The sequence below is a fragment of the Pseudoalteromonas sp. BZB3 genome (assembly GCF_040104455.1).
Taxonomy (GTDB): Bacteria; Pseudomonadota; Gammaproteobacteria; order Enterobacterales; family Alteromonadaceae; genus Pseudoalteromonas.
Window position 1 is genome coordinate 252,932 of the sequence record NZ_JBECOS010000013.1, and the last position, 15,551, is coordinate 268,482.

The following is a 15,551-nucleotide window of genomic DNA, read 5'->3' on the forward strand; positions in this document are numbered from 1 at the left end:
TCATGAAATTATCAACCGTATTTGCTGCTAGCGTATTAATTAGTAGCTCTCTTTTTAGTCAGTTTAGTTATGCCGAAGGGCGCAGTATTGAATATGGAAAGATAAATCAGCTCCGAGATTTAGCGACTAATAAAGTAAAATCAAAATATCTCACCCCACTTTTTAAGCTGCAAATAAGTAACCAAGACATCAAAATAGACGATATAAAGCTTTGGCTTGAACAAGAAGAAAAAGTCATTGCGAAAGCTACTTTTGATGAAGAGGGCAATATCAATTTGCCTATCTTGTCTCAGGCTGATGCCGAAAAGACCTTACTACACTCGAACTATAGCAAAGACGATGTTGGGTTCATTCTCAATACCAGTTTAAAGCCTTTAGAAAGTAAAGAGCTCAAATACTCAGACGTATTTATTTTGCTTGATGACATCAATAATTTTACAGAACACATGGCTGGCGGATTCTCTATGTTCGTTCCGAGTATGGACGAAATTAAATTCACCTTTGATGCCCCTGCAAGCATTACTGTAAAAGACAGCAAAGATAAAACTAAAATATACAAAACAGACGATGAGTTTGTGATTGAAATTCCAAAAAAGAAACGCTGGATGCAAAGCGACACTTGGCTGCAATTTAGTGCTTTACCAACTAGATACGAGCCGATTAATTAACTTTTTATATCAGGTATAAAGAGCGTAAAGGGGCTTTACGCTCTATTTAGTTAGCATTCCTATCTACTCTTCGTAACCATTAGCAAAGGTTCTTACTAACGCTTCTATTTCTGCAAATGTTTGTTCGCTGTTTTCGTTAAACGCATCGGCGTTGGTCAATAAAACAAAGCCGTTTTTACGTTTTAGGTCGGCAAAGATTTTATTTCGAACACCAAAGTCGGTGCCGCCATGAGAAATAAACTGCTGGTCGATATTCCAAAAGTAGCCATGGTGGAGCACGGTTTGTGTAGGCTCATATTGTATCGATAGCATGTTTTTAACGGCGTTTTGATCAAGTACTTGTTCATCACCGATTTTGCCTTCATGGATACTGGCAAGCAAAAATTGACTCAAGTCTTTCACGCTAGAGACGGCATTACCATCGCTGTATGTGACAGAGCCGTAATCGGGCAGAGTGAATAATTCGCCGGCTTGTGGGCTAAATCCCGCTCGCTGAACAATGGGCTTTTGAGGTTTGTCGATGGCCCATTCTGTGTTGTGCATATTGAGTGGACCAAACACCGTTTTTTGGCTCAAGCTAGGTAGGCTTTGCTGACTATCTTGTTCAAGTACGAAGCCAGCCAGTGCTGCGCCAACATTTGAATAAATAGATGCTTCACCCGGTGTGAGTCCAAATTGGCTACTAAAGTTTTCATTAAAATAATAGTCACCTTGCGCTGACAAATAATTTTCGAAAAAGCGAGGCATATCTGGGTCAATCACTTGCGGGCAGTTGTTATTCTGTGCCAATAAGTTCATTAAGCTGCTATGGTTGTCACGTAAATAGTAGCTACACAAATAGACGGCGTTATTGTCGAGAATACCACTGCTGTGGGTGATCAAATGTCTTAGGGTAATGGGTTTATCAGATGTCGGGTTATCAATTGAAAACGGCAGCAGTGGCGCGATGTTTTTATCTAATTTAATCTGCCCTTGACCTTCTGCATGAGCCAGTGTGGCACCCAGCAATGTTTTACTGACTGAAGCAAGGTAAAAGCGACTATCTGCTGTCACTGGGGTACCGCTTTCATCTGCGATCCCAAAACCATTTTGATAAACCACTTTACCGTCATGAATTACGCCCACTGCGATGCTGGGAATATTGCCTTTGGTTTGTAATTGCTCAAGTGCGGTTTCGAATTCATCGACTGCAAGTGTTGGGTGAGTGTGTTTGTTCAGTTGTTCAAGCGCAAAGTCATAACTTGAAAAGCGTGCTTCGTCGAATGAATGAACTGAGAAGGCGCTCTGTGCATGCTTTGGCTCAATACCTGTTAATTCAAATGCTTTGCCTTGAGCGTTGCGATACACCTCGTTTGAAAGGCCGAACTCCCAGCCATTTGGCAGCGTAAACGTTAATATGTCAGACAGTGCGCCTGAGGTTGGTTCGCCAACAGTATGAACATGGTCGAACTGTTCTAAAGTCATAGCTAGCACTTCACCTGCACTTACAGTCATTTGACTGGTTAGTAAGTAAACTGGGTTCGTATAAGCGCTGTCATTTTTAAGCACTTGATATCTAACTGGTACGCCCATGCCAGCAGGTGTCACTGCTTGTTTATTAACTGCGAGTACGGTTTTATCTGCAAAATAGTTGGCAACTTCTAAGGCGATGGCATCGTGTCCACCTTGATTATTACGTATATCTAAAATGAGGCCATCAGTGTCTTTTACTTGCGCCATTACTTTATCGAGTAATGTTTCTGCAGCTGTCAGTTGCACTTCGGCGGTGGCATCTTCGGTTTCGCTAAAGCTCTCTAAGTTATTGAGTACAATAACCCCGACGTTGTCAGCGGTTTTGCCCCAAAGTAAGGTCGGAAAATCACTCTGCGCAGGAAATTGCGACATGCTGTCAGGTTGTAAGTAAGCTTTGCTAATTTCAGTATAATGGCCAAGCATGGTATTAAATACGTCATCTAAACTGGTTTGCTCGCCTGCTCTTAACAAGTTTCCTTGAATACCGACCGCGGCTTTCATAAAAGGGCTATCTTTACCGACATAAAAGTTGGCATCTTTGGCCCAGATATTCACGTGTCCGTCTTTTAATGGGGCAACCATCGCCGCGAGTGTGCTAAATAGTGCTTCGTCAGTCATGTCGTCACTAATTTGCGGTTTAAATTTTACATATTGCTGTGACCAATCAACGCCTCTTAACTCAAAGAAGGCATAGTAGTCGTTAAAGGCATGCCAAAAATACTCAAAAACTTGGTTAGGACTTGCGCTCTCAGTGACATTAATTGGTGTATTACACAGCGCTGGTAGGGTTTTATTTGTGGTATAGGTTTGCGCATGAATTTCGCCTTTCTCTCGCAAGCTTAATGCGGTATCGGTCGATTTAAGCTCAGCGATGAACTCTTTGTTGGCTTGTTCATGACTTAATTGGTTCACTTTTATGCAACCAAAAGTATTGTATTCATAAGCACTTACCTTGTTATCTTGAATGTCTAACACGGCGCCGTAAGCGGTTTTATTCCAAACGCCTTCGGCTTTTTGCAGTTCGGTGCGCGTATCTTTGTCACTAGAACATCCGCTTAGTACTAGGGTAGCGAAAAGTGCGGTTGCAATGGGTGTACGAGAAAACAATTTGACTGACATTTTTTATATCCCTTGATGAAATGAGCGTTAAGCATAGAGGGATGAGGGGTAATAAACTGTTGTTAAGTTGCGCGAAAATGTATGTTTAAAGGTACACCTTTAAACACTTTTCAACACTCTTTGTTAGTATTTGGACTAGCGGATGTGTACTTGTTAAAAAGCCACATTGCGGGATGTGGCTGCTAGTTGACTAAAATACTGTCTTTATCTTTTAACATAATTAAGCTTAGTATGAGCGGGGACTTTATCAAATCTAGTGGTTGCTATTGTTATATTAAAATTGTGTTTTACGAAAAACTAATTTATAGCTGTTGCTACCTATTTTTGTCGTCTATCAATAGGCTGCATTGACAGTTCAGACAATTATTCACACAAATTAAAAAGCGTACTTTAATTTTAAGCTCATGTTTCTCGGTTCACCAACAAAGTAGCGATGATTACCAAAGGCAAAATCGGCACGCTCTGCGTAGCGCTCGTCAGTGAGGTTCATCACTGAAAATGACGCGCTTAACTGTGGATTGATCTGCCAATCTGCTCGCAGATTATAAATTTTATGGCCAGCATAGCTTTGCGTATTAGCGGCATCTAAAAAGTAGTCGTCTATTTGCTGGCGTTCTAACTGAGCCATGATAGTTCGTGTAACTTGCCAATTGATCTGCAGGTTGAGTAATAATTTGGGCGCGGTATCTATGTCGTTACCCTTGATTTGAGCACCATTAGTAGGGTTATTTAAATAAGTGTGCTCGCTATAGCTAAAGGCCAGCTTTGTACTAATAGTACGCGTTACTTGACGGTTAAGTGCAAACTCAATGCCTTGGTGTTCGGTATCTAGGCCATTTAAATATTGACGGTCGGCGTCTTGGTAAATGCCGTCTTTTTTCTTTAAATGATAAACTGAGAGCTCAGCAAAGAGGTCTTTATCTACATATCGAACACCGGCTTCAGTTTGTCTGGCTTTGACACTTTTTACATCGCTGGTGAGCTGACCGTTCTGTAGGCGGTATAATTCGCTGGTATGGGGGGCTCTGAAGCTTTGATCATGTTTGGCGAATAGTCGTGTTTGTTTATCAATTTTATAGCTGTAGCCAAGTGCATAACTGATATCGTCAAATTGGTTACTTTGGCTTGCAGGGCGAGTATAACGACATCCCCCGAAGCCACAGGCTGTGCCATCGTCTTTTAAATTACCCGTGCTTAGATTGTTTTGATAATCGTAGTCGGTGTTATCGTAACGTAGTGCGGCAAAGGCATTGTGTTCGTCTGTGATTTTGGCGTCAATCTGAGCGTAAGTGGCAAAACTTAGCGCATCAACGTCATAATCATAGTGCTTTCCTTTCGGTAATACGCCGCGTAAAAACGCAGAGTTTGATTCGGTGTCGTTAGCTTGGTTTTGTTTTAAAAAACCGCGAGTGATGTCGATGTCTGAACCAAGTGTTAAACTGAACATATCAGACAGCTGACTTGCGCGACGTACTTGTAAACCAATACTCGAATGGCCGTTTTCTTCGACAGGCGTGCCCGGTAAAAAGTGCATTAAAAAGTCCATATCTGTATGGCGTAAATATGGATTAACCTGCCAGACCGCATTTGGCGTATTTAAGGTGTTAAACATGGCGTAGCGCATCGACAAACTGTTTCGGTATGCATCTGGAAAATCATTAATACGCAGTAATGATTTATCTTGATAGGCATTTTCACCACGCTGCAAATAGCCCGCTGTATCTTGCGCTAAATTGGTTAGCGTCACTCTGTGGGTAGTTTGCCAATCACCTAAACTGTGCGAAGCCGCCACTGAGAGTTTTTGCTGCTCGTAGCCCGAACTATCTTGAAAGCCGCCATCTGAGGTAAGTGTTAAGCCCACTAAAGTATCGAGGGCTTCTGTTTGCTGGCTGTAAAGGCCATTTACACGATAAAAGCTATCTTCACCTAATTCTACGCTCACCATAGGCGTTGCATATAAACTAGGGCTAAATACGTTGATGGTGCCATGAATGGCATTTGAGCCATAGCGAGATGAATTCGCGCCTTTCACCACTTCGATGTTATCAGCAAGCTCAAAGTGGGCGTCGAATAATTGGTTTACGTTACAAAAGCCTGGCGCGCGTAAGCTAATACCATTTTCAAGCGTTAAAAACTCAGCACACGAGCCTGCGCCGGTTAAAACAGGTGAACGCACCGATAACAATGATTCTTGGCCGTTACCACGACTTAACCAAGTGCTAGATGCTTGGCTTAGCAATTGGTTTAAATGCTCTGCGTTGCTTTGTTCAATGCTTTGTTTGGTAATTTTATTGGTGTTACCAATCAAGTCTAAATGCTGGGTTTGTGTGCGATTGGCGGTGGTGACTAGGGTTTCAATGTCTTTATCATTGGCGTTTGATAAGGCCTGAAAACTGATGCTCGCGCAACTTAAAAGAGCTAAAGACAAAATAGAAAATTTAAACGTTTCTCGCACAGACATGTTCCTTTATCGCAACTTGACGATAATTATAAAAGTGCCTCATTATACTGAATAAATTTAAAACACGATCTACCGTCGAGCAAAATTATGTATCAAAAAGTGTTTAAAACCACGCTGTTAAGTGCAGCTTGTATGTTGAGCATGGCCTCGCATGCTAATAACCAGAACGTTGAACAGCTATTTAAAACAACCTGTGCGTCGTGCCACGGTCAAGAGTTAACAGGTGGCATGGCTGGTTCTTTAATTGATAACCAGTGGATGACAGAAGGCACAGATACTGCGCTGGCGAATGCCATTAAAAACGGTATTGTTTCGGCAGGTATGCCTGCATTTGGCGCGACGTTAAATGAAGAGCAAATTCGTACTCTAGTTGTATACATTCGTGAAGCAGGTGCACGAGCAAAGCAAGCGCAACAGCCAGAATCGCAAATGGGCAAGTCGTTTAATACGGATTATCACAAGGTGACAACCAAAGAAGTGACCAACAGTGATGGCATCATCTGGGCGATGGATTTTTTACCTGACGGCAGTTTGCTTTATACCTTACGCGAAGGTGAGCTTTGGCACATGACGAAGGGCGGTAAAAAAACGCATATTAAGGGCACGCCTAAAGTATGGCATAAGCGCCAAGGTGGGCTGTTAGATGTGTATCCTGATCCTGATTATAAAAACAATGGTTGGATTTACTTGTCGTATAGTAAAGATGCAGGCAAAAACAGCCGAGGGCAAGAAGTGGCGTTCACAGCCATTGTTCGCGGAAAAATTAAAAATGATGAGTGGGTAGATCAGCAGGCCTTATTTGAAGCCAAACCAGAAAATCATCAAAATCGCGGTTGGCACTTTGGCTCTCGTTTTGCCATTAAAGGCGATTACTTATTCTTTACCAATGGTGACGAAGGGCTACAAGATGGCGCGCAAGACATCACCATGCAAAACGGTAAAGTACACCGCATTTTCAAAGATGGTCGCGTGCCAAAAGATAACCCGTTTTATAACGAAAAAGGTGCGCAGCAAACTATTTGGACCTACGGCAACCGTAACCCGCAAGGCTTAACGTTACACCCTAAAACTGGAGCCCTCTGGTCTACAGAGCACGGGCCGCGTGGTGGTGACGAATTAAACCTGATCACTAAGGGCACTAACTATGGCTGGCCAAAAGTGACGTATGGTATTAATTATAATGGTACGCCTATCACGCCACATATTGATTTACCTGGTATGCAACTACCTGTGCACCAATGGACGCCATCTATTGCTGTTGCGGGTATGAATTTCTACACGGGCAACAAGTTTAAACATTGGCAGGGCGACTTATTTGTCGGCAGTTTGGCTAAGAAGCAATTGCACCGCTTGCGAATTGAAAACGGCAAAGTCACAGAAGATGAAATCATCTTAAAAGGTCTAGGCCGTATTCGCGATGTCGTGACTGCACCCAATGGTGAGATTTATTTAACCATTAATGACCGCAATGCCAATCAAAGTAAGATCATTGCAATCGCGCCTAAATAACTCTTAACAAGACGCGAAATAAATTCGCTGCTACCGTTGTTTTACTCGGTAGCACCGACTTTACGTCGGGTAAAAGCCTTCACAAAGAAGACGCGAAATAAATTCGCTGCTACCGGTATTTTCTCGGTATCACCGACTTTATGTCGGGTCAAACCTTCACTGAGAAGACGTGAAATGAATTCGTTGTTAATGGTATTTTTGCTCGGTAGCACCGACTTTATGTCGGGTTGCTCTCAACACGAACATCACCGTAAAGCCCCTTTACATACTTTTTTATTCAGATCCAAACCTCACGACATCATCTTCAATTTCTTGCTTTGATTTAAAACATTGAACATACAGCAATTTCGGTCAAGTAAAGCGTTTGCTGTATGATTAAGCTTGTCTGCAGTTTTACTAACACATAGGCGCTTTATGCAAAGCAATCTATTACAGCAACGTATTTCGCTGGTTTGCGATTACATCAATCAACACTTAGATGATGAATTAACGGTGAGTGTGCTTAGCGATGTTGCTGCTTTATCTAAATTTCATTTTCATCGCGTATTTATGGCTTTTATGGGCATAAATGTGGGCAAGTATATTTTGCTTGCGCGATTAAAGCGGGCATCTTTTCGCTTAGCATTTGAATGCGATATTAAAATTATTGATATTGCACTAGAAGCGAAGTTTGACAGTGCTGAAGCGTTTTCTCGCGCCTTTAAGCGTACGTTTGAGCAAAGTCCTTCAAAGTTTAGACAAGGTGCAAATTGGCCTAGTTGGTATGACGTATTTGATTTTTCACCGCAACCAGTAGAGCAACAAATCATGCAAGTAGACATTTTCAACTTTGAGCAAACTAACATCGCGTTTTTAGAGCATAAAGGCGCAGCAAATCGCATCTTCGAAACAGCTGGGCAATTCATTGCGTGGCGACAAAATAGCGGGCTTTCGCCACTAAATACGAGCCGAACATTTGGTATGCCAAATGGTGACCCAGAAGCGATGGCTGAAGATGAATTTCGCTTTAAGCTGTGTGGCTCAGTAAACGCTGTAGTACCCGATAACACATTTGGTGTCGAAAATGGGGTTATTCCACACATGCGCTGCGCCAAAGTCAGACATTTGGGGAGTCACGATAACATGGAACAAACTATACGTTGGCTTTACCAGCAGTGGCTTCCACAAAGTAGTGAACTTCCGAGCGATCATTGCTGTTTCTTCGAGTATCATAATTTTGTGCACCAAGTTGATGAATGCGATCTCATCACTGATATCTATTTGCCGCTGCAAAGTTGATTAGCACTTGGTTTGCCTTGCAGCTTTGGCTTACCTATTTACCCGTAGGTAAATTATTGATGTTGCTGTGAACTTATTACCTTTGTTATTGGCTGTAGTCTTATTTTTATCTTAAATGTGTGTTTGTCGTTTAGGTTTTTGCACTTAGCCACAAAGGCTTTTAAAATGGCGAGGTGAACCTCATCTAAAAGCCAAATCCATACTATGATCGTACCCGTTGTTATTGCTGGTGGCTCAGGCACACGTTTGTGGCCTTTGTCTCGAACTCATTACCCCAAACAGTTTTTGCCTTTGACTGGCGAGCAGTCTTTGTTGCAACAAACTTTGCTGAGATTAAAAAGCCTCGAACATGACCCCGCGATTATTATTTGTAACGAAGCGCATAGGTTTTTAACCGCAGAGCAAGTTCGATTAAGTGAGATACCGCACTTTCCTATTATACTAGAGCCTGAGGGGCGCAATACAGCGCCCGCGATAGCATTGGCAGCATTCAAAGCATTGGAGACAAATCCCGATGCAACTTTGTTAGTAATGCCTGCCGATCATGATATTGGCGATGTTGAACTGTTTTTAAATGCGATAACACTGGCCTCAGAGAGTGCGGGAGAGGGTAAGTTAGTCACCTTTGGTATCGAACCTACCTCTGCGCATACTGGCTATGGTTACATCCAGAAAGACCAGCCTTTGGAAAGGGGCTTTACAGTTAAACAATTTGTTGAAAAGCCCGATGAAGTAACTGCAAAGGGGTATGTTGAATCAGGCCTGTTTGTATGGAATAGCGGTATTTTCATGTTTAAAGCCCAAGTATATTTAGACATGCTAAAGCGTTTTAACAATTACATTTTTGAAGCTTGCTTTAACGCCATGCAAAAGCAACAAGATGATTTAGATTTTACGCGTGTAGATGCTTCAGCCTTTCTAGCTTGCCCAAGTGATTCGATAGATTATGCGATCATGGAACCTTTAACTGCACAACAAAATGATGCTGTGGTGATGATCCCCATGTCAGCTAAATGGAGCGATGTAGGCAGTTTCGATGCGCTTTGGCAGTTACTTGATAAAAATGATGAGCAAAATGCAATTGCTGGTGATGTGATCGCAATCGACACGCAAGGCAGCCTGTTGCTGAGTGAAAATAAACTATTAGCCACGGTTGGTATAAAAGACGTGGTGGTCGTGCAAACTAAAGATGCAGTGCTAATAGCAGATAAGAATAATACTCAAGCGATAAAACAAGTTGTTGCTCAGCTAGAACAAAAATCTCGAGCTGAGATTCATCAACACCGTGAAGTCTTCCGTCCTTGGGGAAAATTTGATGCCATTGACGAAGGCGAGCGCTTTTTAGTGAAGCGGATCACAGTAAATCCAGGCGCTCGTTTATCGATGCAAATGCATCACCATAGGGCAGAGCATTGGGTGGTGGTAAGTGGCACAGCCAAAGTTACAATAGATAACAAAGTTCAGTATGTGACCGAAAATCAGTCTGTATATATACCTATTACAGCCGTTCATAGCCTTGAAAATCCAGGAAAAACAGCTTTAGAGCTGATAGAAGTTCAGTCGGGTAGCTATTTAGATGAGAGTGATATTATTCGTTTTGAAGATGATTATGGGCGTGAATAAGGCGCTATTTCTCAATAGAAAAATTATTAACAGGCACCATAAAAAGTGAATGTCTCAAAGCTCATTCAAAATACTTCCATTAAATTTGGCACCAGTGGGGCGCGAGGTTTAGCCGAAGATTTTTCGCAAAATGTGTGTGTTGCGTTCGCAATGGCTTTTATTGAACATGGTAAACGTTGCGGTAAATTAAGCGATGACAGCCTGTGTGTCGCCATTGGTATTGATAATCGTCCTAGTAGTTACGAGATGGCCCAAGGTGTTGCCACGGGTCTAATAGCATTGGGTCTGGATTATAAGTTTCATGGGGTCTTACCTACACCTGCTTTGGCCTATGCTGCAATGCAGAAAGGGGAGGCGTGTATCATGGTAACAGGCAGTCATATTCCGTTTGACCGAAATGGTTTGAAGTTTTATTACCCAGAAGGCGAGATCAGCAAGTTTGATGAGCAAGGTATTTTAGGTCAATACATTGCGCTTTCTGATGAACTGAGTTTCCCAGAGTTAATTGAGTGTGAGTCAGCTGCAAATACCTATATCAATCGTTATTTAAATTACTTTTCTGAGCTGAATTTAACAGATAAGCGAATAGGTGTTTATACCCATTCAAGTGCAGGTCGAGATCTATACCTCAGATTACTCCAGCAATTGGGTGCAACCGTTGTTGAGCTTGGTAGAAGCGATATCTTTGTGCCAATCGACACCGAAGCGGTAAGTAAAGCAGATCAGCAAACAGCAAAAATTTGGGCTAATGAACTCAATCTAGATGCCATTATTTCTACTGATGGTGATGGCGACAGACCACTTGTGGCGGATGAGTTTGGTAATTGGCTTAGAGGTGATGTACTCGGCTTAATGGTTAGTCAATTTTTAAAAATAGAAGCTCTAAGCGTGCCCATTAATTGCAATTCAGCGATTGAGTTGAGTGGTTGTTTTCAACAAGTGGCGAGAACAAAAATAGGCTCTCCGTTTGTTATTGAGGCATTTGTACAATTACAAAAGCAGCACAAAAAAGTAGCTGGATTTGAAGCAAACGGCGGGTATTTACTTGCAAGCGATATTGATAAAGGCGGTAAGTTATTGTCAGCGTTGCCAACCCGAGATGCGTTATTACCTATTTTAGTTGTCTTAGCTCAGCTAGCTAAGCAGCCAATATCTAAAATGATGTCGGGTTTACCAAAACGCTATACTGCCAGTGGCAAAGTAGAGCATGTGCCTTATCATGTTGGGCTTGCTTTCTTAAAGGCGCTACAAAGCGATACAGAACGTTTACTTGCTGAATTGGATATTACATATCGTGTCATTGAGTTCGATAATACTGACGGTACTCGATTTATGCTTAGCAACAAAGACATTGTGCATTTTCGCTGTTCAGGCAATGCACCTGACATGCGCTGTTATGTTGAGTCTGACTCTGGAAAAAGAGCCGAAACATTATTGTATTGCTTAAAAAACAAATTGAGCTATTTAACTGAACAGGCAGCAACAACGAAGTGACATTCACTTTGCTACACTGTCTCCAAAAAGTGCTAAACCTGACTGATAAGTTGAAATACAACTGGGGTTTGAGCTGCTAAAACCAGTACCGAAGAATAAAATACTGCTTTAATCGCATTTTTTAGGCCACGATATTCAATTAATAATTGCGAAATAATTAAGCTTGCTAAAGGAAGTGCTAGAGCGCTGCCAAACACAAATGCGAGCTTTTCATTTGCTTGTAGGTTAAATCTATCAAAGTCAGCCATAAACAACGACGATATGTAAGCGGTTAATGCCATACAAATAATAGACACAACTACCATTAAGATTTGTTTTATTGACACTGACTTTTGACGTACTTCAATGATAACTTCCATGCTTGCTCCTTGTATCGCTGATATATTTAATTGTTTGTTATTGGGCCATCGGTCAATGCGACTGATAGCCAGATTAATCATACCAATCCTCAAAACAGCTCACTTAATTAAGATGGGTGGTATAAGAGAGTTGGTGCTAAGTTTATTGGTTACTCGTCAATCTCAACTTTGCCCTTGATGTTCTTTATTTGCAAACCGCCTGAACCTGAGTCTTCAATGACTAAAGCACCAGCACCATTTACATTGATACTGCCTGAGCCGTCGTCAATGGTGACTGTGCCTAACACTTCATTAGCATAAATATCGCCGCTGCCATCATCAACTTTTAGGTCGCCCTGCGTGTTGTTTACGGTAATGCTGCCTGAGCCATCTTCAATCTCAATATGTTTACCACCTGAGATTTCTATGCTGCCAGAACCATCGTCGATTTCAATGTCACCACTCACTTGTTTGATATCAATACTGCCAGAACCGTCGTCAATGATCAGACCCAAGCTACTCGGTACTGTAATAGTTAGATTAATTCTAGGTCCTGGGCTATTTACTTGCCAATTATTTGAATTACTTGCTCTTGCAACCAGCTCGGCTTTGCTGCCTTTGTTTTCTAGTGTGAGTGTGAAGTCATCAGCGCTGTAAGCAAAAATTTCTGCATCTACGGTAATGTCAGTGGCGCTGTCACTACCAACAATTGATAAATTACCAGCGCCTGCTTCTGTGTCTAATAGTTTTAGGTTTGCGGCACTTAGAGTGAGTTGTTGATTATCAAAATACTTAGGTGCGCTGCCCGGGCCATTTTTAACATGAACAATACAACCACTTAATAAAATCGCTGCGCCTAAAGGTAAAAGGGTTTTTAGCATCTTAATTCCTACATGTGCTTTTTGTTATTATAGTTAAAGCAATATAGTGACCAATTTGCAAGTGTTTGATTTGTAATGAATTGTAAGTTTTCGTGTAAAGCGTGATTTTCAATTTAGCGAAAAGTTAGCTTTTTTCCTCACTATATTAGTCAGTTAGCTAAACTGAGTAGTTAACTAGGGCTCAAGTTAACTCGTTTAAGGAAACTGCATGATCGAAGAAACACTCTGGCAAATTTATCAGCACAGTTACTTTCAAAGTACTTGTCGAGTTATGCCTTGTCAGACAATAACAAGTTATAGAGCTGGCGCGATCATCAGCGTATGGAACCCTCATGGGCAGAATTTAATTTTGGCGCATAATAAACGGCTCGAAAGATCGGCGATGCGTTACCTCCGCGACCAAAACGTTGCTTACAAAAGGTTGTGGGGCGGTAATAAGGATATGAGCTATCGCGAGTTAAGCATATTTGTTCCTTGCTCGTTGCAGCAGGCCCAGCATTTATCTGTCCATTTTAAGCAATTAGCATTTTATTATGTCAGCGCTCGAGGGCGAGTGAGTTTGCATTGCTCGAAGCAAACTAAACCTATGTGTTTTGTAAGCAAACACCTAAAAAAGCGCTGGATTGCTAGTCATGCTTGAATATCTCAATTCTAAATGATCATCTAAACCGACTTACTTTACTAACGCGTTAGCTTCTGAATAATTTTTTGTGGTGTTTTTGTTGGTTTTTTGTTATTTTTTTATTGTGATATAAGGATATATTGATGAAATTACCAATCTACTTTCTAGTCTTACTTTTTTGCTTTTTTGATAAAGCACATGCCCGTATTAACTATGAATCAGTTATTTGTGATGACTGTAGCTACACTGAAGCAAAGTCAATTGCAAGGCGCTATAAATATCAACCAGAGCTTGAGTGTTTTGTTAAGTCTGTAGGTACATCGGATGAGCAGCAGTGCCGATCATCAACAACTAAGTTAGTGGTTTATGATCTCCATCAAGAACAGTTTTATGGCTTTTACATTGGTTATACCAATCAAGGTCGGCCTTTTCATGAGATGTCTGTTGAAATCAGAGAAATGCAGCAAATTCCAGCTCAAATAAAGTGGATGCTGAGTAACACCGGAAATGGCTATAAGATTATGACTAATGTAACTCGTGATCTTAGAGCTAACTTTGACCTTAATTCTCTTGTAAAAAAACAATCTCGCAACTCATTTTCGATGTTTAATCAGCAAAGAGTCGAAAATGATATATTGCTTATGGCTACAGACTGCTCTAATAGTCCAGAAAGTAAGGCTATGGAACTAGCTCATAATATTATTGCGAAAGGTAAGATAATGACGCATGCAAATGACAAAGCTAGGCGTGATGAAAAATATAAAAACTCGTTCCAAGGTTATCGTATAACAGGAGCAAACTTTCAAGTTGCTTTAGATGGTTTTGGGGTAGATGGAACGGTCGAGTATTTTGATGAAACTAAGAATGTGATCACTGACTTTACGATAAGTCATTCATGGCACCTTGGAGGTGCAGCCAGAAATAATGTGGTGTTTAAGCTTGTAATGGTTGAGGGCTCAATAGATGTAAGCACTGACGAGAGACGTTCTCATATAGGTGGGATTCCATTGCATCTAATTAAAAACAGTGGCTCCTCCATTGGAGCATTCAAAGCAAGTGACATCTCACCTTGTTTAGCTGATGCTATAGATAGACAGTTCCAAAAGACGGTATCATCTGGCAGTAACCCAGGAAGTGGCGCTGCGCCAAGTTGGCGTAATATACCTCTCAACTCTATAGGTGGCGGGAGCTTGCAAAGGGAAAAATGTAAACACACATATTACGACTTAAACGGAAATCTATTGTTTTCTTTTGAGGGCCCCTGTCCTTAAAAAATGTGACTAGCAAAGTAGTAAAGTCACTTTTACTGCTTTGCTTTTTCCTACTTTATCTGTTTTTTCAAATTCAACTTATCTATCTACAGTTATTTATATTACAAAATCACATTGGCTTTCTATCAATTTACTTTTTTTGCAACAAAAACGACAAATGTGACCATTTACCCAAGTTTGTAGCGCTTCTATCGGCAGCGGCTTAGCGTAAAAGTAACCCTGTACGTATTGCCCGCCTAAGTCGTTAAGGCTCTTCAATTGCACCTTGTTTTCGACACCTTCATCAATGACTTTAAGGTTTAAACTGTCAGCCATTGAGACAATCGCTTTAACCAATACAGCGGAGTCTTCACTGGCAGTCAGATCTGAAATGAAACTGCGGTCGATTTTGATGGTGTTTATCGGGAAGCGGCGAAGATAGCTAAGCGATGAATAACCTGTACCAAAGTCGTCAATGGCAAGCTGTGCCCCTAAAGTCTTGTAGCCAATTCATCAAGCCTTGATCGTTATCGAGTAAGATACTTTCGGTTATTTCTAAATTTAATAAGTTAGCATTAAATTGCGTATCTTTGAGAATCGTTGTAAGAACTTTGCATGAAACCACAGCGATATTGTTGACTAGAGACATTAACTGGCAGCATACATTGGAATGTAACTCCCCCAAAAAATGAAACAGTTTATAAGTAGAATTTTCCATTAACTTAAATAGGAAAATTTACGATGAGAAAAAGCAAGTTTACCGAAACCCAAATTGTTAGCATGATCAAAGAAGCTG

13 protein-coding genes are annotated in these 15,551 nt (G+C 41.2%); 7 read left to right on the forward strand and 6 right to left on the reverse strand.

The features are described 5' to 3' along the window. The first annotated feature begins 2 nt into the window (after positions 1 to 2). A complete protein-coding gene (locus tag ABMY35_RS15780; protein WP_349287093.1) occupies positions 3 to 668 on the forward strand; it encodes a hypothetical protein in 666 nt (221 codons plus the stop codon). Between the two features lie 63 nt (positions 669 to 731). Here ABMY35_RS15780 and ABMY35_RS15785 read toward each other — a convergent pair whose 3' ends face one another. Together ABMY35_RS15785 and ABMY35_RS15790 are read right to left on the reverse strand one after the other, a co-directional pair. Further along, positions 732 to 3,299 carry a serine hydrolase gene (locus ABMY35_RS15785; protein ID WP_349287094.1) on the reverse strand — a complete coding sequence of 856 codons (2,568 nt, stop codon included), beginning with the start codon at positions 3,297 to 3,299 and terminating at the stop codon, positions 732 to 734. A gap of 376 nt (positions 3,300 to 3,675) precedes the next feature. Further along, positions 3,676 to 5,754, reverse strand: coding sequence for a TonB-dependent receptor (locus tag ABMY35_RS15790; RefSeq protein ID WP_349287095.1), 2,079 nt, complete (start codon positions 5,752 to 5,754; stop codon positions 3,676 to 3,678). A gap of 93 nt (positions 5,755 to 5,847) precedes the next feature. Between ABMY35_RS15790 and ABMY35_RS15795 the strand changes: the two genes are divergently transcribed. The 4 genes from ABMY35_RS15795 to ABMY35_RS15810 all read left to right on the forward strand — a co-directional run bounded on the left by ABMY35_RS15795 (position 5,848) and on the right by ABMY35_RS15810 (position 11,664). Next, positions 5,848 to 7,269 (forward strand): PQQ-dependent sugar dehydrogenase, encoded by a 1,422-nt coding sequence (locus ABMY35_RS15795; RefSeq protein ID WP_349287096.1) that lies wholly within the window; start codon positions 5,848 to 5,850, stop codon positions 7,267 to 7,269. 414 nt (positions 7,270 to 7,683) lie between these two features. After that, positions 7,684 to 8,547 (forward strand): AraC family transcriptional regulator, encoded by an 864-nt coding sequence (locus ABMY35_RS15800; protein WP_349287097.1) that lies wholly within the window; start codon positions 7,684 to 7,686, stop codon positions 8,545 to 8,547. A 204-nt stretch (positions 8,548 to 8,751) separates the two neighbouring features. Continuing rightward, positions 8,752 to 10,170 (forward strand): mannose-1-phosphate guanylyltransferase/mannose-6-phosphate isomerase, encoded by a 1,419-nt coding sequence (locus ABMY35_RS15805; RefSeq protein WP_349287098.1) that lies wholly within the window; start codon positions 8,752 to 8,754, stop codon positions 10,168 to 10,170. A 45-nt stretch (positions 10,171 to 10,215) separates the two neighbouring features. Continuing rightward, positions 10,216 to 11,664, forward strand: coding sequence for a phosphomannomutase (locus tag ABMY35_RS15810; protein ID WP_349287099.1), 1,449 nt, complete (start codon positions 10,216 to 10,218; stop codon positions 11,662 to 11,664). Positions 11,665 to 11,696: 32 nt separating this feature from the next. On the opposite strand, the gene ABMY35_RS15815 is transcribed toward ABMY35_RS15810, so the two are convergent. Both ABMY35_RS15815 and ABMY35_RS15820 read right to left on the reverse strand, forming a co-directional pair. Continuing rightward, a complete protein-coding gene (locus tag ABMY35_RS15815) occupies positions 11,697 to 12,023 on the reverse strand; it encodes a hypothetical protein (protein ID WP_349287100.1) in 327 nt (108 codons plus the stop codon). 149 nt (positions 12,024 to 12,172) lie between these two features. Then, the gene (locus ABMY35_RS15820) at positions 12,173 to 12,883 is read right to left on the reverse strand and encodes a hypothetical protein (protein WP_349287101.1); all 711 of its coding nucleotides are present in this window, start codon (positions 12,881 to 12,883) and stop codon (positions 12,173 to 12,175) included. 208 nt (positions 12,884 to 13,091) lie between these two features. Here ABMY35_RS15820 and ABMY35_RS15825 point away from each other — a divergent pair, with 208 nt between their 5' ends. After that, positions 13,092 to 13,523 carry a DUF3293 domain-containing protein gene (locus ABMY35_RS15825; RefSeq protein WP_349287102.1) on the forward strand — a complete coding sequence of 144 codons (432 nt, stop codon included), beginning with the start codon at positions 13,092 to 13,094 and terminating at the stop codon, positions 13,521 to 13,523. 125 nt (positions 13,524 to 13,648) lie between these two features. Next, a complete protein-coding gene (locus ABMY35_RS15830) occupies positions 13,649 to 14,776 on the forward strand; it encodes a hypothetical protein (RefSeq protein ID WP_349287103.1) in 1,128 nt (375 codons plus the stop codon). Positions 14,777 to 14,872: 96 nt separating this feature from the next. Here ABMY35_RS15830 and ABMY35_RS15835 read toward each other — a convergent pair whose 3' ends face one another. Next, positions 14,873 to 15,265 (reverse strand): EAL domain-containing protein, encoded by a 393-nt coding sequence (locus ABMY35_RS15835; RefSeq protein ID WP_349287111.1) that lies wholly within the window; start codon positions 15,263 to 15,265, stop codon positions 14,873 to 14,875. Further along, positions 15,228 to 15,404 carry a hypothetical protein gene (locus tag ABMY35_RS15840; protein ID WP_349287104.1) on the reverse strand — a complete coding sequence of 59 codons (177 nt, stop codon included), beginning with the start codon at positions 15,402 to 15,404 and terminating at the stop codon, positions 15,228 to 15,230. The genes ABMY35_RS15835 and ABMY35_RS15840 overlap by 38 nt, the downstream gene beginning before the upstream one ends. Between the last annotated feature and the right edge of the window lie 147 nt (positions 15,405 to 15,551).